The 23,030-nt window shown below is 68.6% G+C and carries 22 protein-coding genes and 1 tRNA gene; 15 read left to right on the forward strand and 8 right to left on the reverse strand.

The window, feature by feature from the left end; genetic code table 11:
* Positions 1-329: 329 nt before the first annotated feature.
* Positions 330-1,283, forward strand: coding sequence for a Yip1 family protein (locus tag ACIQU6_RS00005; protein WP_403479634.1), 954 nt, complete (start codon positions 330-332; stop codon positions 1,281-1,283).
* Positions 1,284-1,393: 110 nt separating this feature from the next.
* On the opposite strand, the gene ACIQU6_RS00010 is transcribed toward ACIQU6_RS00005, so the two are convergent.
* The 3 genes from ACIQU6_RS00010 to dcd form a co-directional block, all read right to left on the reverse strand.
* On the reverse strand, positions 1,394-2,959 hold the full coding sequence (locus tag ACIQU6_RS00010) for a ricin-type beta-trefoil lectin domain protein (RefSeq protein ID WP_403479326.1): 1,566 nt from the start codon (positions 2,957-2,959) through the stop codon (positions 1,394-1,396).
* A 151-nt stretch (positions 2,960-3,110) separates the two neighbouring features.
* The gene (locus ACIQU6_RS00015; protein WP_018539917.1) at positions 3,111-3,608 is read right to left on the reverse strand and encodes a phosphoribosyltransferase; all 498 of its coding nucleotides are present in this window, start codon (positions 3,606-3,608) and stop codon (positions 3,111-3,113) included.
* A gap of 69 nt (positions 3,609-3,677) precedes the next feature.
* A complete protein-coding gene (gene dcd, locus ACIQU6_RS00020) occupies positions 3,678-4,253 on the reverse strand; it encodes a dCTP deaminase (protein ID WP_403479327.1) in 576 nt (191 codons plus the stop codon).
* Between the two features lie 572 nt (positions 4,254-4,825).
* On the opposite strand from dcd, the gene ACIQU6_RS00025 reads away from it, so the two are divergent.
* The 3 genes from ACIQU6_RS00025 (at position 4,826) to ACIQU6_RS00035 (ending at position 8,190) form a co-directional block, all read left to right on the forward strand.
* Positions 4,826-4,899, forward strand: a tRNA-Gly gene (locus tag ACIQU6_RS00025).
* A gap of 300 nt (positions 4,900-5,199) precedes the next feature.
* Positions 5,200-5,526: a trypco2 family protein gene (locus tag ACIQU6_RS00030; protein WP_403479328.1), complete on the forward strand. Its 327-nt coding sequence runs from the start codon at positions 5,200-5,202 to the stop codon at positions 5,524-5,526.
* 9 nt (positions 5,527-5,535) lie between these two features.
* Positions 5,536-8,190 carry a serine protease gene (locus ACIQU6_RS00035; protein WP_403479329.1) on the forward strand — a complete coding sequence of 885 codons (2,655 nt, stop codon included), beginning with the start codon at positions 5,536-5,538 and terminating at the stop codon, positions 8,188-8,190.
* 49 nt (positions 8,191-8,239) lie between these two features.
* On the opposite strand, the gene ACIQU6_RS00040 is transcribed toward ACIQU6_RS00035, so the two are convergent.
* From ACIQU6_RS00040 to ACIQU6_RS00050, 3 genes are all read right to left on the reverse strand, one after another.
* The gene (locus tag ACIQU6_RS00040; RefSeq protein WP_403479330.1) at positions 8,240-9,391 is read right to left on the reverse strand and encodes a tyrosine-type recombinase/integrase; all 1,152 of its coding nucleotides are present in this window, start codon (positions 9,389-9,391) and stop codon (positions 8,240-8,242) included.
* Positions 9,391-9,672: an excisionase family DNA-binding protein gene (locus ACIQU6_RS00045; RefSeq protein ID WP_403479331.1), complete on the reverse strand. Its 282-nt coding sequence runs from the start codon at positions 9,670-9,672 to the stop codon at positions 9,391-9,393. Before ACIQU6_RS00045 ends, ACIQU6_RS00040 begins: the two co-directional genes overlap by 1 nt.
* Positions 9,673-9,826: 154 nt before the next feature.
* Complete coding sequence (locus tag ACIQU6_RS00050; protein ID WP_344574674.1) at positions 9,827-10,363, reverse strand: helix-turn-helix transcriptional regulator; 537 nt, start codon at positions 10,361-10,363, stop codon at positions 9,827-9,829.
* A gap of 328 nt (positions 10,364-10,691) precedes the next feature.
* On the opposite strand from ACIQU6_RS00050, the gene ACIQU6_RS00055 reads away from it, so the two are divergent.
* From ACIQU6_RS00055 to ACIQU6_RS00070, 4 genes are all read left to right on the forward strand, one after another.
* Positions 10,692-12,164, forward strand: a complete 1,473-nt coding sequence (locus tag ACIQU6_RS00055) for a DnaB-like helicase N-terminal domain-containing protein (RefSeq protein WP_403479332.1) — start codon at positions 10,692-10,694, stop codon at positions 12,162-12,164.
* A gap of 187 nt (positions 12,165-12,351) precedes the next feature.
* Positions 12,352-13,275: a DUF2637 domain-containing protein gene (locus ACIQU6_RS00060; protein ID WP_403479333.1), complete on the forward strand. Its 924-nt coding sequence runs from the start codon at positions 12,352-12,354 to the stop codon at positions 13,273-13,275.
* 521 nt (positions 13,276-13,796) lie between these two features.
* Positions 13,797-14,138: a plasmid mobilization relaxosome protein MobC gene (locus ACIQU6_RS00065; RefSeq protein WP_403479334.1), complete on the forward strand. Its 342-nt coding sequence runs from the start codon at positions 13,797-13,799 to the stop codon at positions 14,136-14,138.
* Positions 14,135-15,862: a relaxase/mobilization nuclease domain-containing protein gene (locus ACIQU6_RS00070; RefSeq protein WP_403479335.1), complete on the forward strand. Its 1,728-nt coding sequence runs from the start codon at positions 14,135-14,137 to the stop codon at positions 15,860-15,862. Before ACIQU6_RS00065 ends, ACIQU6_RS00070 begins: the two co-directional genes overlap by 4 nt.
* A gap of 87 nt (positions 15,863-15,949) precedes the next feature.
* On the opposite strand, the gene ACIQU6_RS00075 is transcribed toward ACIQU6_RS00070, so the two are convergent.
* Positions 15,950-16,363 carry an NUDIX hydrolase gene (locus tag ACIQU6_RS00075; RefSeq protein ID WP_403479336.1) on the reverse strand — a complete coding sequence of 138 codons (414 nt, stop codon included), beginning with the start codon at positions 16,361-16,363 and terminating at the stop codon, positions 15,950-15,952.
* Positions 16,360-17,019: an NUDIX hydrolase gene (locus tag ACIQU6_RS00080; RefSeq protein WP_403479337.1), complete on the reverse strand. Its 660-nt coding sequence runs from the start codon at positions 17,017-17,019 to the stop codon at positions 16,360-16,362. Before ACIQU6_RS00080 ends, ACIQU6_RS00075 begins: the two co-directional genes overlap by 4 nt.
* A 404-nt stretch (positions 17,020-17,423) precedes the next feature.
* Here ACIQU6_RS00080 and ACIQU6_RS00085 point away from each other — a divergent pair, with 404 nt between their 5' ends.
* The 7 genes from ACIQU6_RS00085 to ACIQU6_RS00115 all read left to right on the forward strand — a co-directional run bounded on the left by ACIQU6_RS00085 (position 17,424) and on the right by ACIQU6_RS00115 (position 22,782).
* Positions 17,424-17,933, forward strand: a complete 510-nt coding sequence (locus ACIQU6_RS00085; RefSeq protein ID WP_403479338.1) for a nucleoside-diphosphate kinase — start codon at positions 17,424-17,426, stop codon at positions 17,931-17,933.
* A 79-nt stretch (positions 17,934-18,012) separates the two neighbouring features.
* Positions 18,013-18,312 carry a hypothetical protein gene (locus ACIQU6_RS00090; protein WP_403479339.1) on the forward strand — a complete coding sequence of 100 codons (300 nt, stop codon included), beginning with the start codon at positions 18,013-18,015 and terminating at the stop codon, positions 18,310-18,312.
* A 163-nt stretch (positions 18,313-18,475) separates the two neighbouring features.
* Entirely contained in the window at positions 18,476-19,060 is a 585-nt protein-coding gene (locus ACIQU6_RS00095) for a hypothetical protein (protein WP_403479340.1), read from the forward strand.
* A gap of 38 nt (positions 19,061-19,098) precedes the next feature.
* Entirely contained in the window at positions 19,099-19,863 is a 765-nt protein-coding gene (locus tag ACIQU6_RS00100) for a hypothetical protein (RefSeq protein WP_403479635.1), read from the forward strand.
* Between the two features lie 2 nt (positions 19,864-19,865).
* Positions 19,866-21,257, forward strand: a complete 1,392-nt coding sequence (locus tag ACIQU6_RS00105; RefSeq protein ID WP_403479636.1) for a hypothetical protein — start codon at positions 19,866-19,868, stop codon at positions 21,255-21,257.
* A gap of 57 nt (positions 21,258-21,314) precedes the next feature.
* Entirely contained in the window at positions 21,315-22,052 is a 738-nt protein-coding gene (locus ACIQU6_RS00110) for a class I SAM-dependent methyltransferase (RefSeq protein ID WP_403479341.1), read from the forward strand.
* Positions 22,053-22,263: 211 nt separating this feature from the next.
* Positions 22,264-22,782, forward strand: a complete 519-nt coding sequence (locus tag ACIQU6_RS00115) for an ATP-binding protein (RefSeq protein WP_403479342.1) — start codon at positions 22,264-22,266, stop codon at positions 22,780-22,782.
* Positions 22,783-23,030: the final 248 nt, after the last annotated feature.

Below are 23,030 nucleotides of genomic sequence, written 5' to 3' on the forward strand. Positions count from 1 at the left end.
GGGTGGGGGGGGGTCCCGGGGGGTGGTCGGCCCGCCGTAAAGCGAAGCAGTCCGGCACACCACCCCCGGAGGCCCGTCACCGCAGCCGACAGCCCCGCGCAGCGGATACGCCCCGCGCAGCGGCTCCGCGCCGCAGGCGCAAGGACAGCAACCCGCACGGCGGGAAGGCCGACAACGTGGGGCGCAGCCGGCCGCAGGCCCACGGCTCCTCCCCGGAGGGGAAACCCCTAGGGGATGTCACAGCTCGGACCCAAAGGGCCACCGCCCCTCCGTCGCGGGCCACCCGATCTGTCGGACCGGGTACGTTCGGGAGCGTGGCTGGATTCAGGATGGGTCGCGGACGGGACGCCCGTCCCGCGCAAGACGGACAACAGGCGGGGCCGCAGGGGCCGCCCGGGTACGGGCCGCCGGCGACGTACGGGCAACAGCCCCCGCAGCCCCCGCCCACGCCCCCGCGGAGCCAGTGGCCCTCGGCGCCGCAGCCGTACGGCGGCCCGGGCCAGCAAGGACGCCCGCAGGGGCCCGGACCGCAGGGTGAGCCCGAGTACTTCGGCGACGGCGCCGGCGGCGGCTACGCACCGTACGACGCCCAGAACAACGCCCCGGGCCACACCCAGCAGTTCAGCGTCGGCGAGGCGCCGGACGCCTACGGCACGTACGGGGACGGCTACGGGCCCGGCGACGGGCAGTACGCGGCGGGCGGCACCTACCGGGCCGGGCAGACGTCCGCGCCGCCGGCCGGCCCCCGGCTGCCGTGGAAGGAGCTGCTGTCCGGCCTCGTGCTGCGGCCCACGCCCACGTTCTGGCGGATGCGGGACCACCCGCTGTGGGGCCCGGCGCTGATCGTCACGTTCCTCTACGGCCTGCTCGCGGTCTTCGGCTTCGACAAGGCCCGCGAGGACGTGCTCAACGCCACGTTCAGCAACAGCATCCCGTGGGTGCTGATCACCGCGGTGATGTTCATCGTCGGTGGGCTGATCCTGAGCGCGGTCACGCACACCATGGCCCGCCAGCTGGGCGGCGACGGCGCCTGGCAGCCGACCGTCGGCCTGGCCATGCTGATCATGACGATTCCGGACGTTCCGCGACTGCTTTTCGCCATGTTCCTGGGGGGCGACAGCCCGCTGGTGCAGGTCCTGGGGTGGGCCACCTGGCTCGCCACCGGCTATCTGATGACGTCCATGGTCAGCAAGTCGCACGACCTGCCGTGGCCCAAGGCGCTGGGCGCCGCCGCGATCCAACTGGTCGCGCTGCTGGCCCTGGTGAAGCTCGGCACCCTGTAACGGGCGCGCGGCGCGATCCGGCCCACGGAAGAGCCCGTGGCCGAGGGGCCCGTCCCGGGAGAGAACATCTCCCGGGACGGGCCCCTCGGCCGTATCGACTCAGCGGGCGTTCACGCGAAGCGCTGCGCCTTTGACCCGTCGCACTTCTGGAGCCGCAGCGGGTCCTTGGCCGCGCCCAGCGTCAGGCAGAGCGTCGGCGCGGCGGTCGGCCGGAGCGTGCCGCCGTCCCAGGTGAACTGCTGGTTGGCCGCGCCGGAGCAGCTCCACAGGATCAGCCCGGCCCCGGCCTCGTAGCGGGCGCCGGGGACGTCCAGGCACCGGGCCTGGGTCAGCTCCACGTGCAGCGACCTGCGGTCCGGGTCGTACCACCAGCCCTGGTTGCGCTGGCCGTTGCAGTCCCAGCCGCCGACCGCGGTGCCGTTGCGGGACAGGCCGCCGGTGGCGTCCAGGCACGCGCCGGTCGCGGCGTTCTTCAGCGGCCGGTAGGCGTCGTCCCAGGCGCCGGCGTACAGCTTGGGCTGCCCGGTGTCCGCGGGGTCGGCGCAGGACGCCTCGCGCAGCTGCGGCGCCGCGTAGAGCTGGGTCAGGCAGGACGCGAACGCGGCGTGCCCGCGGGCGTTGGGGTGGAACGACTGGCGGACCGAATTGGCGTCCGGCGGGAAGGGGTTGGTGATGTTGACGTACAGCCCGCGGGCCCAGGTGTTGGCCATGCACACCTCGTGGCCGTGGAAGAGCCGCGAGGAGTCGAGGTAGGTGACGCCGGTGTCCTGGGCGATCTTGCGGACGCCGCGCTCGAAGGCCGGCACGGCGGCGTTGCGGCCCCAGCCGGCGTCCGAGGTGTAGCCGGTGCAGCCGCCCGGGAGCTTGCCGGGGTAGCGCGGGTTGTCCTCCACGTCCGGCCCGATCGGGCTCGGGTACGACATCACCACGAACCGGTAGTCGTCGTCGGCGTATCCGGCACCGCGCATCACCGTGCGCAGGTCCCGCACGGTCGACTCGACCTTCGGCACCAGGCCGTCGACGCGCGCCCGCCACCCCGGTTGGTACTTCGGCTCGCAGGTCCCCTGCAACAGGAACCAGCGCTCGACGCAGTCCGTCATCACCGGGCCGAACTGGAGGTCGTCGTTGGCGCCGGCGACCAACAGCACCATTTTCAGCCGGGTGTTGCGGGCCGCGATCGCCAGGCTGTCGCTCTGCACCAGTTCGTCGGGGTACTGCTTGCTGCCGCCGATTTGGATGTTGCCGGTGTACGCCCCGGAGCAGGCGACGTTGTACGTCACGTCCGCCGCGATCCCGGTCCGGTGGATCGCCGAGTCCGGCGACCGGTGGCACCAGTTGGTGGGCCCGTCGGTGCCCGGCTCGTACGTCCCGACGCCCTCGCCCGAGATCTCGCTGTCGCCCAGCGAGATCAGCGAGGTCTTCCGGTCGGCGAGCGGCCGCACCGCGGGGTCGCCGTACAGCTTGGTCGCCTGCTGTGCCCTGATCCGCTCCAGTTCCGGCGACAGGGGGGCAACGGCCCCTCGGCCGGCCGCCGTTCCGCCTCCCGCCGTCGTGGGCCGGACCCCGACGGCGCTCGCGCCGCCGGCCGTCACCGTGAACGCGGCGGTCAACACCGCCGCCGACAGCGCCACGGCGGCCCGCAGCCGCCGCCCTCGCCCGCGTCTCGCCCGCACCATGGGCCTCCCCTCCGGTCTGCTGTTACCGCCGGTTTCTACTCGGAGGTAGCGACCGGCGGAACACCGGGGACGGAACTGGCCGAAAGGTGCGCCACAAACGCCGCGAGCCCGCGGGAAAGACGCGGGCTCGCGGGAAGGCGGCGGACGGCCGTCAGGCGTCGAGGATCTGGCCCTCGCGCCGGACCACCGGCGGCTCGACGCTCCACGGGAAGTTGATCCAGTCGTCCGTGCGCTTCCAGACGTACTCGCACTTCACCAGCGAGTGCGACTTCTCGTAGATCACCGCGCTGCGGACCTCGGCGACGGTCCCCAGGCAGAAGTCGTGCACCAGCTTCAGCGTCTTGCCGGTGTCGGCGACGTCGTCGGCGATCAGCACCTTCTTGTCCGAGAAGTCGATCGCGTTCGGCACCGGCGCGAGCATCACCGGCATCTCCAGGGTGGTGCCCACCCCGGTGTAGAACTCGACGTTCACCAGGTGAATGTTCTTGCAGTCCAGCGCGTACGCCAGCCCGCCGGCCACGAACACCCCGCCGCGGGCGATCGACAGCACGATGTCGGGCTCGTACCCGTCATCCGCGATCGTCTGCGCCAGTTCCCGGATCGCTCCGCCGAACCGCTCGTACGTCAGGTTCTCCCGCACGTCACCCACGACTCTCCCAGACCTTCTCTTCGTCTCCGGGGCCCGCACCGGCCCCGCCTCGCACCTGCGTGAGGTGCCTCACACCTGCGTACGGTGGAAATTCTTGAACGACCGCGACGGGGTCGGACCGCGCTGCCCCTGATAGCGCGAGCCGTAGCGGTCGCTGCCGTACGGGTGCTCCGCCGGCGAGGTCAGCCGGAACATGCAGAGCTGCCCGATCTTCATGCCCGGCCACAACTTGATCGGCAGCGTCGCGACATTGCTCAGCTCCAGCGTCACGTGCCCGCTGAACCCCGGGTCGATGAAGCCGGCGGTGGAGTGCGTCAGCAGCCCCAGTCGCCCGAGGCTGGACTTGCCCTCCAGCCGCGAGGCGATGTCGTCCGGCAGGCTGATGACCTCGTACGTCGAGGCCAGCACGAACTCACCGGGGTGCAGGATGAACGCCTCGTCGCCCTCCGGCACGACCTCTCGGGTGAGGTCGGACTGCTCGACGGCGGGGTCGATGTGCGGGTAACGGTGATTCTCGAACACCCGGAAGAAGCGGTCGAGCCGCACGTCGATGCTGGACGGCTGCACCATCCCCTCGTCGTAGGGGTCGATGCGCACCCGACCTGCGTCGATCTCGGCCCGGATGTCCTTGTCTGAGAGAAGCACGCAGACGAGGATACGCGCCCGCGCACACCCCTTTTGCACGACGAGGGCCCGGCCCCCACCGGGGACCGGGCCTCTCCTGTCTCACGTCGACGTCACGCGCGGAGCTCACCGCCGGCCTCAGGCCGTCGACCTCCGCCGCGACCTCGCGACCGCCGCTACCGCTTCGCGTGCTCCACCGGCACCGCGTGCCGCAACCGAGCACAGCGCGGGCAGCGCAGCAACCGCCCGGGACCGAGCCGGTCGGTGGTCTGCATGGGGAACGAAGCGGTGCTGAACACGTGCCCCTCGGCACAACGTACGACGGTGCGCTCCATCAAGTCCCTCTCCCAACTGCCTGGACAACAAAAGCCACATTAGGGGATGAACTGGATGGACTCGCGGGCGGCACTCCGGTGCCCCACGGTACGCCTCAACTCCCTTCCCCCGCACCCGCGTCCCGCCCCGCGGCGCCCCCCGAACCAACCCGAAATCCGCCCCGCCGAACCGCCCTTGGACATGCCAAATGCACCGCGGCGCGGTGATGGGGTAGAGTGTGCGGCGACGCTCCGCCTTCAGAACATGGGCGGTGTTACGCGGGTGTAGTTTAATGGTAGAACATGAGCTTCCCAAGCTCAGAGCGCGGGTTCGATTCCCGTCACCCGCTCCACGCAAAAGCCCCAGGTCAGTGACCTGGGGCTTGCTTGTTGTCTAGACCTGCTGTGGGCTCGCGTGCCCTCTACGTGCCCCAACTCGGCGGGAACCAGCGAGTTATGGGGCAACAAGCTGCCCCCCAGTCCCCCGCGCCGGCCATCGATCTCGAATGGCGAGACGCAATTCATGTGACGTGCACCACCGAAGCATCGAATAATTGCCGACTTGCGCTTGCGAAGTGCACCGGTTCCAGGCTTTGGGTAGCGCTCGTCAGTGGCCAACTGGCCTACTGGTGCCCGGAGATAAGGGGGACAACATGGAATCCAGCGGTACCGAGTTGGCCGAGGCGCTCAAGGCCATCCGCGACGGCCTCGCAGCAGCGCAACGGGACGGCGAGGGATCGCCCTTCCGCTTCACGGTCAAGGACGTGACGCTTGACCTCGGCATCGAGCTACGGCACTCGGCCTCTGCGGGCGGCGGAGTGAAGGCGTTCGTCGTCTCCGCCGGCGCACGCGGTGAACGGGCAAAGACCGAGACCCACAAGCTGACCGTGAACCTGCAGTTGCATCATGCGGAGGACCATCTGATCTCGGATGAGGGGCGAGGGTTCGACCCACTCCCGGGCGAAGCACCCCTGTCCTGAGAGACCCGCGTGAGCGCACTCCTCCGCCAACGGACGGTTGAGGTCCACAATCCTCGTGATGGGACGTTCGGTTCCGGGAGCATCATTGCCCCTGGCCTCATCCTCACCGCAGCCCATGTGTCCTGCCGACAAGGTCCAGATGGTCGACCGGTGTTGGTCCGTGCCCTCGAAGGGGGGTCAACTGTAGAGGCACGGGTGATTTGGCACGACGCAGAGCTGGACAGCGCGCTGCTTCAGGCCGACCGAGGGAACCTCGGAGCGGGAGTGCCGATCGTGAGATGGGGAGAGCTCACCTGCGAGCACCCGGGTAACAGGCCCCTGTGCACGGCCGTCGGCTTTCCCAAGATTATGCGACGACGTTTCCTTCGCAGGTCAAAGGAAGTCATGGTCAGCGACCCGAAAGTCGTCCACGGACACATTGATCCGACGACGGCTTCCCGGACCCAGCGCTATGCGTTCGAGGTGGACGGCCCCCATGGCAACGAGTCCGCCATGTGGCGGGGCATGTCCGGTGCTGGGATCTTCTGCGAGGGACTGCTAGTCGGCCTTGCCACTCAGGCTCCCGAAGACTGGCAGGCTTCCTTACTTATCGCGACTCCAGCCTGCTGGCTCCTCGCAGCCGAAGGCTTCGCCAAGACGGTGAGCACCGCCACCGGCCGACCAGCCCGCCTTCAACCTGCCGACCTTCGAGGGCTGCTTGACGATCCGCCCGATCCGCGACTGTCCGCTTCCTACCTGCTCTCGGCCCATGCTCAGGTGGTCCCGTTGACAGGAATGGACGAGCAGTCCGCGCTCTTGGCGCAATGGTGTAAATCCAATCGCAGGGTCGACGTAGCCGCGATCACTGGCACGGGCGGCGTCGGCAAGACACGGTTGGCCAGTGAATTGCTACGCCGTCTCACCGAGGAGAAGTCCAACCTCGACCCTTCCGTAGCCTGGACGGGCGGATTCTTATCCGAGACGCCCCAACGAAGTGATCAATACGCGGCCCTGGCCACAGCGAACCGGCCGATGCTGTTGGTCGTCGATTATGCGGAAGCGCGTCTAAACCAGGTCGAGGAGTTGCTGACCGTTCTGACTCAGGGTTGGGGCACGGCCCATCCCGTTCGCATACTTCTCTTGGCGCGCGATGAAGGCAGTTGGTGGCCGCCGTTTCGTCGCACGCACCAGGGAAACACTGCGATGGGGACGGGGCTCCACGTCGAGGTAAACGACTGCGTGGAGCCCCAGACCTCTGTCGCTGCATACGAGGCCGCGCGGAGTTCGTTCAAAGAACGCATCCGCACGTTGAAGGACGCCGGAATCGAGGACGACTGGGCTTCTGCCACAGCCCCGGAGTCTAAGCCGAGGCGCCTTGAGGCAAATGCGATGCGCCCCACTCGGCTTTCCTTGCACGTAACCGCTCTCGCCGATGTCCTCACGGAGGAAAACCCAGCATTCGCAGAGTACGGCGACCCGGTCAACGTGCTCTTGGCCCACGAGGAGCGCTACTGGCACCGGATTGCGCGTGCGCGCGGGCTCGACGATGTCTTCCGCCGCCAGCCCGGCCTCCTGCCGGCCATGGTCGCAACTCAAAGTCTGCTCGGCGCCAGCAATAGGACATCCGCACGAGCCGCCATCACAGCTGGACTGGAGGCTCACCACCGTGGCCTTCCGGAAGGGGCAGGTCCAGACGCACAACTCGTGGATGCCGTCGAAGCAATGCTCACCGCTCTGTATCCGGCTGCCGGCGGCGCACGCTGGGGAACCATCGGCCCCGACCTCCTTGCTGGAGAAGTCATCAGCGAGGTCGAAGAAGTAAGCGATCACCAGTTCATCGCCGACGTCCTCCAGAATCCAGCGCTGGAGGAACAGCAACGGCGGCAGGGACTCACAGTCATTTCACGAGCAGCCGACGAGCAACCAGCGCTCGCGGCAAGCGCTGCCAAGGCCGTTGCATCAGCACCCGACATGCTCCTCCCGCTAGCAACTCTCGACGTCGCCGACCAACTTGGCACGCGCGCGGCATTGCGGTGGATCACCGAGATCAAGACCGCCGTCGAAGACAGGGCGCGGGGATCCGCACCAGACCCAGCGCTGTCGCGGTGGGCAACCGACATGGCGGATCAGGCGCTCAGTAGGCTACACACCAGAACAGCTGCCGCAGCCGCCATCACACGGACGCCTCCTTCTGACCAGCCGAACTGGGAAGACGTCGAAGGTGAGGCGCAACACGTGCTCTCACTGTTGCAAGACGCACGGTCACAGGCAATCCAACATGGTCTCAATTCCGACTACCGCTCATGCGGGTCCTACCGACACATCGCCGACGTAATCGTGCAACTGAGTTGGGTCAACGGGGCGAACATCGATGCAGCCGTCGTCGAGAGCGTCTTCCAAGGCAGATTGCAGCACCTCATGGATAAGCCACTCGTCCTCGGTATCGCCAACGCCTGCTACTCCATCGCCGGGCAGCCTTTCGATGACCAGTCCACGCGTGCACTGGCTTCTGCTGTCGACGGCGTAATCGCCCTTGCTAGGAGAGTCCGCTCGTCGCCTTCCGGGCCTAAGCCGCCCACTCACGGAGGCCCTGTCGGCAGTGGCGGAAGCTACATGTCCCTCGACGACTTCCTCCGCCTGCAAAGCGATCGCTACGGCAGTCGATCGGGCGACCAGAACAGTTAGCCCCAATTCAGGCGATGGTGGGTGCGGGATATGTCCCGCACCCACACATTCAGGCTTCCTTCTTGTGCACTCGCCGCTCCATCGCCTTGCCGCGGTCCGCGCGAACCCTCGCGTCGATGCTTCCGGCGACCTCCCGCTGCCGCTGGTCGTCGGAGTGCTGGTAGATCAGCGCCGCCCGCTCCGAGGACTGGCCGGCGCGGACCATGGCGTCCCTGAGGGTGGCACCGGCCCGGGTGGCCAGAGTGTGCCCCGTGTGGCGAAGGTCGTAGAAGCGGAAGTCGTCCGGCAAGCCGACCTGCGCTCGGGCCCTGCGCCACTTGCGGCCGAAGGAGGATCGCCGGAACGGGGCACCCTTCTCACCGACGAACAGCAACCCGTCGAGGCCCTTCTCAGCGAACCAGTCGAGGTGGCGCTTGACCTCCATGTGCAGGAAGCCAGGGAGGTAGATGGTGCGCACGCCCGCGTCCGACTTGGTGTCGCCCTCAACGCGGCGGCCGGTCGTCAGCTCGGGCGCCGCTTCCCGGATCTTGACCGCGAGGGGGTCGAGGGTGACGTTGGTCCTGCGCAGGGCCGCCTGCTCCTCCGGGCGCATCGGGCCGTAGGCGCCGAAGTAGACCATCAGCCGCCAGCGCGGACCGATCGCGTCGGCGAGCGCGTCGACCTGCTCGACGGTCGCGGTGGGCCGCTCCTTCGCCTTCTCGGTGCCCGCGCCCTTGATCCGGCAGGGGTTGCGGCGGATCAACTCGTCGTCGGTGGCCGTCTCCATGATGGCCTTGAGCAGGCGATAGGACTTGGCGACCGTGGTCGCGCCGGTGGCCTGGAGTCGCTCGGCCCGCCAGGTGCGGACGCCGGGCGGGGTGATCTCGTCCAGGTCCATCGGGCCGAAGGTGGGCAGGATGTGTAGTCGCAGGAGGCGGCGGTACAGCTCGTCCGTGGTCGCGGACAGCCCGCGTTCATCGACCCACTTCAGCGCGTACGCCTCGAAGTTGACCGCACCGGCGTCGGGGTCGATCCAGTGCTTGCGCTCGATGTCGGCCTGGGTGAGGGTGAGCCAGGTCTGCGCGTCGGTCTTGGACTCGAACGTCTCCGGGGCGGTCCGGCGGCTGCCGTCCGGTGCCCAGTAGCGCGCCTGCCATCGGCCGGAGGGAAGCCGGCGCACGGTCCCGAATTCACGCCGCCGCTGCGGCTTGCGGGCCGTCATCAAGCCGCCCTCCGGTAGGCCGAGCGCGCTTCGCGGAGAGTGGGGACGGTGTGGTCGTCGATGTACGCGTCCAGCACGCTGGCGCGGATGCGGACGTGGCGGCCGACCTTGACGTAGCGGATGCGGCGCTCCTGGACGAGGCGGCGGATGAAGCGGACGCCGGTGCCCAGGTGTTCGGCTGCCTTAGCGGGGCTGAGGAGCGGGTCGGGGGTGGGGGTGATCACCTCCTTCGCGGGCTTCGGGGTCTGGATGGAGGCGTGGGGTATCGCCGGGCGACGCAAGGGTGGGTCCTCGTCTGGCGGGTGCGGCGCGGCAACACCGCACTCCGCCGGGTCGTTCTTGGGATGGGCGGAATGTGTTGTGTTCCCTGGACCGGGGATTCGCGGGCCCCAGGGCCGGGGTGGTCTGTGGCAGCAGTCCAGGTTGGCCAGCCGGTCAGTGGTCCTGGCTGGCTCCGGGCTCGTCGTCGGATGCTTCGTTGGGCGGCTGAGTGAGGTGGAACGCCTGAGCGAAGTTCGGGATGGCCTCGTCGGCCAAGGCGCTGGCGACCATGACCTCGGCTTCGTCTCGAATGTCGGGGTGTTCCGCGAGGTAGGCGTCGAAGGCGTCTCGGGCTTGGCTGAAGGCGGCGCCCGCCCGCTGGGTCTCACGGAACGCGCGGACGACATTCTCGATGAGCTCCATCGCGCGGGCCTTGGCGGCGAGGCGCGGGGGGCCGACGAGGTTGTCCAGCGAGACGCCGAAGACCTCGGCGAAGCCGATCGCCTCGTCGAGGTTGACCCGGCGCTTGCCGTTCTCGATCCGCCACACCGCGGACGGGTTCATCTCGTACCCGGCCTCGTTCATGCGGTCCGACAGGGAGTTGGTGCTCCAGCCCCTGGCCTCCCGCTCGACCCTCAGCCGGGCGGCGACGTTCTCCTCGCCTCTGAGCAGAACCCCCTCTTCGGCACCGTCCGCTTCCGCGTCGGTCATGGATCAATCCCTCCTTCCTTCAGGCATCGCTCTTCTGCGTTTTGCAGGAACGACTCAACAGTAGCATCCACGCTGCGGTTCGCAAAGGGTTTCTGCAATCGGCATTCGTGTGGCATTGTTGTGGTCCCAGCCGCCCGACCACGACCGCAGGAGCCCGCCTCACCCCACGATCCGCGCAGCAAAAAGCCCCCCGGTGAAGCGAACACCGAGGGGCTCAAGCGCGAACCTCATGACCGCCCATCCCTGAACGATCTCCTGCGAAGCCGGGGTTGCCGCCCCATATGGCCCGCAGTCGAGGAGCTCCGTGCCCCACAGTACGACCCCGCCCATGCCCGCGTCCATGTCGCAGCCCCCGCACGACGTGGACGCCGAGTGCGCCGTCCTCGGCGCCTGCATGCACGACAGCGCCGCCATCGACGAAGTACGACCCGTCCTCGGCGACGACGCCTTCTACCGTCCCGCCCACGAGACGATCTGGCGTGCCCTGCTCTCCCTGCACAGCCAGGGCAGGCCCACCGACCCGATCGCAGTCAACGACCGCCTCGGGGAACTGGACGCTCTCCAGCGCGTCGGCGGCCCCAGTTACACACACCAGCTCGCCGGCGCCTCCCCCGGCATCAGCGGCGCCGTCTACCACGCGGAGATCGTCCGCAGGAAGGCCGACCTGCGCCGCCTGAGCGCCGCCGGCCTGCGCACCCTCCAGCGCGCCCAGGAGCCGGGCGCCGACCCCGACGTGATCCGCAGCGGGATCGAGTCGGAGATACGCGCCGAGCGCGAGCGTGCCCTCGCCTCCGGCCACGGCCGCCTCTCCCAATTCCTCACCGATGGTTGGCACTTCGTCACCGCGACCGGCGCCGAGACGGAGCCGCTGTGGGGCACACCCGACAAGGTCGCCTGGGGCTCGGGCGAGAGCCTGATGATCGTCGGGGCGCCAGGGGTGGGCAAGACGACGCTGGCACACCAGGTCGTCCTGGCCCGGATCGGCCTGCGGGACACCGTCCTCGGCATGCCGGTAGCCCCCAGCAAGCGGGTGCTGTACCTGGCGATGGACCGACCGAAGCAGATCGCCAAGGCCATGGCCCGCGGCATCGATGCGCCCGACGAACCGCTGCTGCGGGAGCGCCTGGCCGTCTGGCAGGGCCCGCTGCCCGCGACCCTCGACAAGGAGCCCGACCTCCTCGCGGACCTCGCCGCCGCCCACCAGGCCGACACCATCGTGATCGACAGCCTGAAGGACGCCATCAGCACCCTCGTCGACGACGCCCTCGCCGTGGCGTTCAACAACGCCCGCCAGCGCGCCATCCGCAACGGTGTGGAGATCATGGAGCTACACCACCAGCGCAAGGCGACCGCCGACGCCCCACGCGGCCAACGCCCCACCCTGGACCGGGTCTACGGCTCCACTTGGCTCACCTCCGGCGCCGGAAGCGTCCTGTTCCTCTCCGGCGACTCCGGAGACCCCGCCGTCACCCTGCACCACCTGAAGATGTGCACCGGCGAGATCGGACCGCTCCAGCTCCTGCACGACCACACCCACGGCACCACGACCGTGGACCCGGCCCTCGACCCGTCCGCCCTGTTGGCCGCCCACCCCGGTGGGCTGACCACCCGCGACCTGGCCACCCTCCTCACCGGAGAGACCACACCCTCCCGAGGCGCCGTCGAAAAAGCCCGGCGCGAGCTGGAGCGCCTGGTGAAAGCGGGAAAAGCCACGAAGGCCGAAGGCATCGCGGGCGGCAGCGGAGGCGGCCAGCAGGCCCGCTACTACACCACCGTGCGGCACATGAGCGTCGTTTCCTGACCCCGCCCGGCCGGGCCCGGACCGTTCACGCGACCGTACACGCGCCCCTCTCGCCGCCATGCCCTCCACGCCCGCCCAAAGCGTTCACGCGCACCGCAAAACCGCAGGTCAAACGTTCACGCGACCGTACACGCCGTACACGCGACAGAGCGTTCACGCGCGAGCCCCCCTTTAGAAGGGGGCTCGCGTGTACGCCCCCCTCGTGAACGCCGTGCACGCCCCCATGAACCACCTCTCGTACCACCCCACTTGGAGCGCCACCCACATGCCCTCGACCCGGACCACAGCCCGTGGCACCGCAGCGATCCGTATCGGCATCGCCCTGCTCGGCACGATTGGGTTCGCCCTCTCCTACGACGCCCTGCGGCAGATGGCCATCGCCATCCACGTCGGCGGGCTGCTCGTCTACGCCTTTCCCCTCGTGATCGACGGGTTCATCGCCATCGGCGTCGGCGCCCTGCTCATCCTGCGCACCGCCCCACTGCGCTCCCGCCTGTACGCGTGGTCGCTCGTCGGCAGCGCCACCCTCACGAGCATCTGGGCCAACGCCCTCCACGCCATCCGCCTCAACCAACAGGCCCGCCTGTATCTCGACAACCTCACCGTCGGGGCACTGTCGGCCATCGCCCCACTCGCGCTGGCCGGCGCCGTCCACCTCTACCTCGTCATCAACCGCCATCTCGCCGCCGGCGGCGCGGTGGCGGAACCGCCAACCGCCAGGCCGGTCGCCGTAGTCGCCGCGCCAACGCCGGCGCCGGGCCATCCGGCCCGCCAGGAGCAGCCGCACCACGGCAGCGCGGACGGTTCCGCCAAGGCGGCCGATGAACCCGCGCCGAAGGCGAAGCCCGCCGTCGCCAAGGCGCCAGAGCTCAAGGCAACGCCCAGCACAGGCGGCCGGAAGCCAGAGGGACGCAAGACCACCGTCCCCGATGACGTGCTGCTAGCCACGGCCCGCGCCATGCGCGCCCAGACCGGCAAGGTCCCCCGCACCGTCCTGGAAGACACCATCCGGGGCAAGGGCTACACGATCCGCAAGGACCTCGCCGACGAGGTGGCCAAAGCCGTCATGGCGGAACCCGCATCCGCCATCGCCATCACCGACGCCGCGTAGGCGCCACAACGCCAACCCAGGTGTTGACGCAGTGCTGATGGCGGTTCGCCACTGCCTGGCGGCACCAATGACGTGGCACCTCCGGTCCGCCTCCGCGCCAGCAGCGTCGCTGCGATACACCAACCGCCGAGTCCCCTACGCCAATCCCCACCCACTCCGCCCCAGCGGAGCGACAGCCGACTCAGGCCAAACCCCAGCTCCACCCCCACAAGCACGACCGCATCCCGCACCACTCCACGGAGAAACACCACATGCACGACCATCACCATGGCCCCTCCAGCACCCACCAGGAGACGACCACCAACCACGCTTCAGACGCAGCAAGTTGTACCGGGAGCAATGCTCCCGGGAACCCCGCCCCAGGGGTGGCGGGGAACGCCCCGCGCCAGGGGGCACCGGGCAAGGATGCTGCGGCCGAGGGCGGACCGCAGCAGGGAGGGAACAGGCCGGCCGAGTCCCTCTCGCGCAAGCGTCAGCGTCCGCGCCAGGAGAAGCTACGTCCGCACCAGCCCAGCTGCCGCATGAACGACGCCGAGTTCACGCGCCTCACCGCAGCAGCCGAGCGCTGCCGGATGAGCAACGCCGCCTTCCTCGCCTACGCCGTCGACAAGGCCGCCCGCGACCTGACCCGTACCGCCGCCGAGATCGCCACCGAACGGGAAGTCCTCGACGAGATCTTCGCCGCCCGTCGGCACTTGGGTCGGATCCACGGCCTGTTCAACCAGGTGGCCAAGGCCCTCAACTCCGGTGCCGACGCACCCGAGCTAGACGCCGCTGCCCAGGCAGTCCGGCGCGCAGCCCACCGTATGGAGGACGCCGCCGAGGCTCTTCGCGCCCACCGCGACGGCGGCGCCCCGAAATGATCCCCAGCCTCCACAAGTGCGGCAGCGACACTGCCGGGCTGATCCGCTATCTCTATGGCCCCGGCACCCACGAGGAACACATCGACGCCCACCTGGTCGCCGCCTACGACCCGCTCACCCCCGACCCGGGCCGCGACCCGCAGGCCGCCTACGAGCGCCTTGCGCGTCTGCTGGACCAGCCGGTCAACGCTCTTGCGGAGAACCGCCGACCGGACAAGCCCGTCTGGCACCTGTCCATACGCGCCGCCCCCGAAGATCCCATCCTGTCGGACGAGGACTGGGCGGCCATCGCCCGCCGCATGGTCGCCGCCACCGGCATCGCCCCCGACGGCGACGAGGCCGCATGCCGATGGGCAGCCGTGCGGCACGCCGACGACCACATCCACATCATCGCCACCCTCGTCCGCGAAGACGGCCGCCGCCCCCGCCGCCACAACGAAGCACGCCGCGCCCAGACCGAATGCCGCAGCATCGAAGCCGACTACGGACTGCGTCGCGTCACCCCCGGCGACGGCACCGCCGCCAAGCGGCCCACCAGCGCCGAGCGCCACAAGGCCGAGCGCCAGGGACGGGACCTCACGGCGCGCGAGGAGCTGCGCGAGACGGTCCGCCGCGCGGTGGCCGGCGCCGCCAGCGAGCAGGAGTTCTTCGACCGCCTCAAGGACGCCGGCCTTCTGGTCCGCACCCGCGTCCTGCCCTCAGGAGACCTGCGCGGCTACACCGTCGCCCTGCCCGGCGACCGCAACAAAGGCCGCGAACCCATCTTCTACTCCGGCTCCGAACTCGCCCCCGACCTCTCCCTGCCCCGCATCCAGGAACGCTTCACCACAGACCCCGCCACACCCGAGCCGGCCAACGACGACCCTCGGGAACACCGCCCCGCCCCCCGCTCCGCACCTGCGGACGCCCGACGCACAGCCACCAACGCGGCATGGGCAGCGCTGTTCGCCTTCGACCAGGGCGACGAGGGCGCAGTCGCCGCCCAGATCGCCGCCACCGGCGAAGTCCTCGACGCCCTCGCCAAGTCCTCGGCCCTCCACACCCGCCAGCAACTACGGGATGCGGCCTGGGCGTTCGAGCGGGCCTCCCGCTCCCACACCCGGGCCGATTTCCGCCATGCCCAGCAGCTCCGCCGAGCGGCTCGCGAGCTCGTCCGCAGTGGTCCGGCGTTCGGGAGGGGCGAAGACGGTGCTGGCACCGCGATGGTCATCGACACGCTGGTCTTCCTCGCCGTCGCGGCATCCCGCTGGCACGCACAGCGCCACCACGCCCAGCAGGCCGAAGCCGCAGACCAGGCAGCCGAACATCTCCGAGCCGCCTACCGGCAAGCCGCCGCCGCACCCCTCGCAGCACTGCAGGAGCGTGGCCGCCGCATCCCACCGTCACTGCGCCGCCACCAGGAGGAAGCCGTTCGCACCGCGCTGCCCAAGCTCGCAGACACCGTGCTGGCCGAGCCCGGCTGGGACGCCCTGGCCGCAACCCTCACCGACGCAGCACAAGCAGGGCACAACACCCAAGTTCTCCTCACCGAAGCCGCAGCCCACCGGGAACTCGACACCGCCGGCTCCATCAGCGAAGTCCTCGTCTGGCGCCTACGCCGCACAGCCGACCTCCCCGCCTACGCCCCGGCCCCGAAAGCCCCCCAGGCCAGCCGGGCCGCCGACCAGCAGCCCGTTGCACCGCACCTCACAACGAGTCCGGCACCACGCGCACCGCGCCGCTGAGAACACCACCCGCGCATTGCGTGACGGGCCTGACCGGTTCCCCGGTCGGGCCCGTCACGTATTTCGGACGCCTCGTGCACGAAGTGGCTAACTGGCGAGACAAGCATCCAGGTACTGCTGCACCGGCCCGAACAGCCCGTACGGGACATACTTGGGGATCTGGTCGTGTGCTACCCAGGCAAGCTCGGCCAGTTCCTCGGTGTCCGCCACATGCGCGATTCCACTGATCACTTCGCAGGCGGTGTAGGACATCAGCCTGCCCGTTGCCGGGTGGACACGCTCGCCCAGCAGCTTGACGGCGGAGACGTTCAGACCGGTCTCCTCCTTGGTCTCCCGCACGGCGGCGTCCTCACGGATCTCACCGGGCTCGACTTCGCCAGCCGGGAACTGCCAGGAGAGCTTCCCCTCGCTGATCCGGCGCCGGACCATCAGAACGCGTCCCTTGTGCACGATGATGGCCGCTGCAATGCCGGGTCGCTCATCGGCGGTCTGCTGCGTCACGTCTGCTCCTCCAGGACGGCAAGCACGGGTGGAAAGATCGTATCGACGGGGATGAAACGGGTCACCGCGTTTCTGGGAACCCACATCACGTCGATGTTCTCGACGGCATCGGAGTTGGTGGCCTGGCCCGCGAGGTACTCGCACAGGAAGTATTCGCACTGGACGCCGGTCACCGGGTGAAGCCGGTTTCCGAGATGCTGCCGGATCGCGCAGTGCACACCGGTCTCGTCCAGCGTTTCTCGCACGGTCGCTGTCTCGGCCCTGGCGCCTGGTTTGATCACGCCTGCCGGGAACTGCCAGCTGAGGCCCGTTGCGTCATCGTCTCGCCGGCAGACGAGCAGCACCTCGCTATCACGTATGACCACGGCGATCGCGACGCGCAGGGCCTGCGCACCTGCTGGGCCCGGTGCGGACGAGCTGCGTTCGGCGGAGACCAGGAGCGCGAACCGCTGTCGTGCCGTTGGCGGGGCCTTCTCGTGGGCTGTGTCGAGGAGCTGTTGCATCTCCTTGCGCGGCACTACGGCCGGGTCGGCGTGCCAGGCCGCCACGGTCCGTACCGCGATGCCGAGCCGGGCCGCGAACTGTTCATTGGTGAGGCGCAGGGCGGACTGCAGCAGGCAGGCGTGGCGGCCGCTCCAGAGTTCGATCACATCCACTTCCGCCCTCCTCCTTCCGCCGCGCTCTCAGTGCAGGAACTCGCGCACTGAAGGTGCACTCCGGCTGCACTGGCGGTTCATGGCCGTCCTGCGGGTGACTCGGAAGAATGATGGTCACCAGGGTGAAGCGAGCCGCAGGAGACGCCCTGAGTGGCCAACCCGCCTATGCGTAAGAGCGCCGGTCGACCGAAGGAAGAGTCTAGGTGAGCGCCCTCAACACGTAGTGAGCTCAAGGAACTTGGCTGAAACGGGCCCCTGTTTTCAGTCCTATCGTGCCGCCTTCCGGTGTCCGCCATCCGAGGGAATCTCCGGGCGTCCGGTCGAGCGAGTGGGCGCCGGTAACCTCAGCTTCCTGGCGGCTGATCCGCCGTCAATCTCCATGCATACAAGCCGAAAGGGACTCCATGGCTGAGGATCAGGGAAACCCCGTTGAGCGCACGCTCGTCCTGCTCAAGCCCGATGCGCTCGTACGTGGTCTGGCGGGGAGGATCATCACCCGGTTCGAGGAAGCCGCGCTGAAGATCGTCGGCACCAAGATGAAGTGGATGGACGAGGAGTTCACCCGGCGGCACTACTTCGACCTTGAGGAGAGGCTGGGCTCGGAGGTCTACCGCGTCACGTCGACGTTCATGAAGCAGGGCCCGGTCATCGCACTGGTGCTGGAAGGGTTCGACGCCATCGCCACGGTGCGGAAGATCGTCGGCAGCACGTACCCGAACCAGGCGCCGTCGGGGACGGTGCGAGGCGACTTCTCGCACTACAGCGCCGCGGGCAGCATCGCCTCGGGCAAGGCCGTGGCCAACCTCGTGCACGCCTCCGGCAACAAGGAGGAAGCACAGCAGGAGATCGAGCTGTGGTTCGACAAGGACGAACTGCACGACTACAAGACCCTCGCGGAGATCTACACGTACTAGCGGCGGGTTGCGGCGTCACCGCGGGGGCGCCGATGCGTTGAGCACCACCAGTGCACGACCAGACTTCTGAGGGGAATCCATGACCATCCAGACCCGCCTGGCCTCCGCTGATGAGCTGGAGTCCATCTTCCAGCGTGAACTGACGACAGACCGGTGGGCGGCCACCGAGACCGCGTACGCCTTGGCGGTACGCCACCGCGACCTGGGGGATCGACCCAAGTCCCGCGAGTGGGTGCAGCAGTGCCTGCGCCTCCTGGAGGGCTTCCCCAGCGACACCGAAGACCAGGTGGCCACCAGCCGCACCTCGGTGGGGGGCGTCCAGCTCCCGACCTACCTGCACGAAGGCGTCGTCCGGGAACGCTTCGGCGACCTGGACTGACCGGTGATCCATCCGGCGGGGTGGTGAGCCGGGCTGAGTGACGGCCGCACCGCCCCGCCCCTGACCCACAACCGCACAAGCAGCAGCCACCCGAACCGGCTACCCACCCCTTGGCGCCGGTCCGGCTGGCTCCGTCATGCCTGATTCAGGAGGCGATACGCCCATGCCCATCGAGATCGAGATGCGTGCCCGTTTCAGTAAGGAGGCCCGTGACCAGCTCGTCGACCGTCTGACGAGGGACGGCGAGGACCTGGGGCCCGACGACAAGCACATCTACTTCTACGTGCTGCCGGACCAGCTGCTGAAGGTCACCGACAACACGGCTGCCGGCACCGCCAAGATCACCCTCAAGGGAAGCAAGATCGGCCAGGGCGCCGCATTCGCGGAGACCGAGTTCGCCATCGCACCGGCCGACGTGAGTGCCGCGGTGAAGGTGTTCAACGCTCTCGGGTTCGAGGGAGCGATGCACGAGGCGTCCAATCTTCGGCACAACTTCCGTTTCGACGGTGTCGAGATCGCGGTCAAGTGGAGCGAGGCATGGGGTTACCACGCCGAATTCGAGGTCCTGCTGGACGACGACGCCCCCGACGCCTCTCATGCCGAGGCCACCGCCAAGATCACGGACGTTGCCAACGAGCTGGGCGTCACCCTGATGACCGAGCAGGAGCTGGCCGAGTTCACTGCCGCCTTCGAAGCCGCTGAGAAGGAGCGCAAGGAGCGCGAGCGGCAGGCCGCGCCCATCCGATAGGAGCACGTCCCCGCGGAGACCACCAGGGGGTGGGCATGATGAGCACGACCCCAACGACCGCAAGCCTGATCGACCTTGCTGCCCGAGGGCAGCTGCCGCTCCACCAGTACATGGACCGGGCCACCATCGACTGGATCACAACGAACCAGCCCAATCTCCAGCCCTCGCCGAAGCCGGCCCTTCGGCCGCTCGCGCAGTACCTCCTGCGGCGGGCCGCACTACCGCGCGACTGGATAGCCGAGCCCCGTCTGTACGACTCGATCCACGGCGTCCGGCACGCCATGCGCACCGCAGCACTGGCTGCCATCCTCGCCGAGGCGAACGGCTTGGACGACGCCGACACCACTACCGTCATCGTGGCCGCCGCCGTCCACGACTGCCAGCGCCATCACGACAAGGACGACCGCGGCCACGGGGAACGCGCGGCGATATGGCTGGCCGCCAACGCAGACACCATCTGGGGCCGGTTCGACCTCACGGCCACACCGCGCGGCGTCACACGGGCAGCCACCGCCGTCCGCCTGCACGACGTGCCCTACGCCGTGTTCAGCCCCGACGACCAGGCCGACTACCTGCGGAGCCACGTCATCTGCGACGTGGTGAAGGCCGCCGATGCCCTGGACCGCTACCGACTGCCGAAGACCAGGTGGTGGCCGAACGCCCAGCGCATCAAAGAGCCGGCCTTCGGCGCGTTCCGCAGCCTCGCCTTCGACCTCGTGGGCATCTCCGAGAAGGCCCACCTGGCCGGTGCCCACAGCCCGGCGGCCGTCCTGTACGCGCTTGCGGAGAAGGAGCTCGCGTGACCATGGACTTCCTCGACGCCTATCAGCTCTGGGCCGACGTCCACGCTTTCTACGACACCACCCACATCCCCAGCCCTGCCGATACAAACGACCCGCTGGCCCGACAGTCGGCAACCTGGGACGAGCGGCTCGCCGCCACACCGAACGGGCGCCTGCTGCGGCAGAACTCCCTCTTCGACGCCCTCAACGGCAACGGCACACTGCACCTCCTCCACGTCACCCACGCCCTTGAACAGATCAACGAGCAAGGAGTCCTCTACCCGTCCGGCGGCTGCCTCGTCGGGAGCATCTACTGTGCCCCGCTCACGGCTACGGACCGGGGCCTGCGGATGCACAACCTGGCTGCGTACGTCCTGACCAAGGAGGCGCCGGCCTTCCTGGCCAAGCTCGGCGTCGCAGACCGGGTGCCCACCCCGCTGATCTTCGAGATCAACACCCCACCGCAGGCGTACCAGGGCCTGGCGGGAGTGGACTATCTCCGGCTGGGCCTCATCCACTTACGGATCTACTGCCACCTCGAATACCTGCTGAGCAAGGGCGAGCGCCACCGCTTACGCGAGACCGTCGTGGCCAGGGTGAAGAACTCTGCCGCCTTCCTCGCCACCGCTGCGGCCGTGGCCTACCGAGGCACGCACATCGCCGCCAGGCCCTTTCTCGGCCTGCTCGACGAGACCATCCCCCGCTTACCGATCCTCGGCTACCTGTACTTCGAGGCGCTGGCGGAGTACCTGATGCTCCACTCGACCTCGCAGCACACGCGACGCCTGGCCGACATCGGAGAGCTGAACAACTGGCTGTACAAGGAGATGCTCTTCGCCTCCTACCCGAACATGGCCGGCAAGTTCGACCTCGCGAAGTTCCGCCCCAGGCCCTGCCGGCTGGCCGACCTCATCCACCATGTCGACCCGACCATCGAGATCAACCACGCGGCCGACTACCTGGTCGAACGAATCAGCCACCTCATCGCAGCCCGGCTCTTCGCCCCTGGGGAGGCCCCGGAAGCCTGGCATCACAAGCGCTGGGAATTCGACGCCCTCGCCACCCAGCTCGGCCCCCTGCTGGGCCACCTCATCCACCGGGAACTGCGCACCTTCGGCCGCTACCCCGACTTCTACTTCTACTTCGACCAGTACAAGGCCCTGCAAGCCTGGAACTACTGGAACCACATGGACATCGTCACCCCGTTCAACGGCACGATGCCCAAGGGCGAGATCGGCATCAACCCCGCCTACCCCAACCTCGACTACCGCGTCTGGCGCGCCGAACAGGACGACGCCGGCCACCTCCACCCGGCCGAGCAGCTCTCCTTGGCCATCGCCCCGCGGCTGGTGGACATCAAGTACACCCTCATGCGCAACAACCAGTGGACCGCCCCGGCGCCCAGCGCCGCGTAACCACTGCAGCCTTCACCAGCAGCTGCTCTGCTGCCTCTTCTTCCCAGGAGCCCCGCCATGAGCTACTTCGGCATGCCCTCCGTCGACCTCCTCGGCGAGCAGATCGACGCCGTACTGAGCGCGCCCTCCACCACCCACGGCCTGGCCCGAGCACTCCGCACTACGGCCTGGGAGATCGAACTCCACCGCTACCACCACGCCAGCCAGCGAGCCTGGCCCGACGGCCGCATCGACCAGAAGCCCACCAAGGTCCAGATCGGCGGCGGCGCCCACCGCATCGAGGGCTTCTTCAACATCGACGCCGTCCCTCCGGCTGACATTCTCTGGGACGTCCGCGAAGGCATCCCCCTGCACGACGGCACCGTCGAGCTGATCTTCTCCGAGCACTTCCTGGAGCACGTCGACTACCCCCGCTCCGTCAAGTACTACGTCCGGGAAGCCCACCGCATCCTGGCTCCGGGCAGTCGGATCATCACCGGCGTCCCCGACGCCTCCTTCGCACTCAGCCAGTACCCCGGACCACTGAACCTCGCCGACGAGATGATCGACCGCTGGTACGCCGAACGCGACTGCCGCGGGGACATCAACACCCGGCTCGACCTCGTCAACCTCGTCTTCCGCGACCAGGACGACGACCCCAAGTACACCCCGCACCTCTGGGCCTACGACTACGAGAAGCTCGTCCAGCTCTTCACCGAAGCGGGCTTCGCCACCGTAGAGCCGTGGACCTTCGACACCAAGATCGCCAATCCGAAGCGTCGCTGGGGAAGCGTCTACGTCGTCGCCACGAAGTAGCGACGACGCAGACCACCGACCACCGGATAGCGACCTCCCCGGCCGCACTCCCCTGGGTGCTGCCGTACCGGCAACGGTTGGCATGCGGCACCCACCCACGCACAGCCGGCCCCGCTGAGGGCGGCATCCCCCGTGGATCACGTCGGCCTGCCGCTCAGGGGCTCCCCTCGCCTCAAGCCCCGGTCTGAAGAACCGTCGAAGGGTCTCTGTCATGCGCTGCCATAGCCAAAGCTTCCTTCTGGTCCGCGATCCGACCTCGGTGCCGATCAGCCGCCGCCGTCTCCAGGATCTGGTGCAAAAGTGGAGGCTCCGCCTCGACGAGTCCTCCGATACCGCACTGACCGTCATCACCTCGGAACTGGTCACCAACGCGGTGCGGCACGGCACCGGCACGATGCTCACCATCACGGTGTCCGCCAACCTCAGCCGACGCCGAATCCTCGTCGAGGTCTACGACGGTTCGCTCGTCCTCCCTGTTCCGCACTGGGCGGACTCCGAGGACGAGTCCGGACGCGGTATGACACTCATCGACCGCCTGTCCCTCTGCCATGGGGCCGAGCACACCACCTGCGGCAAATGCGTCTGGGCAGAGATCGCCATGCCCCCACAGCGGGTCACCCGGCAACGGCTCATTCTCCGCCCCCGACGGGCCGCTCGAGCTATCGCCCGCCATTGGGGCGCCCGCCAGCCCCTGACGACCGTACGCACAGGAAGACGTGCTGGTCCCTGACGTTCATCAACCCGGCGGCGCGACGTCATCGCGCCAAATACACCGACTGCGCCGTCTTCACTCCTCCGGATGAAAATCCGCCCGATCAGGAATAGCCGGCCAGCACAGGAGCCCAAGTATCTATACGGCCTGGGGAATTTCTACGCCGCAATCGGGGCCGGTCAGCGTGGTGCCCATCTCGTTGGGGTCCGGATGCTGGTGACCCGGTACGTGCGGTGGTCGGTGTAGCACAGTGCGCGGGGAGTCGG

The sequence above is a fragment of the Streptomyces sp. NPDC090442 genome (genome assembly GCF_044769405.1).
Classification (GTDB): Bacteria; Actinomycetota; Actinomycetes; order Streptomycetales; family Streptomycetaceae; genus Streptomyces.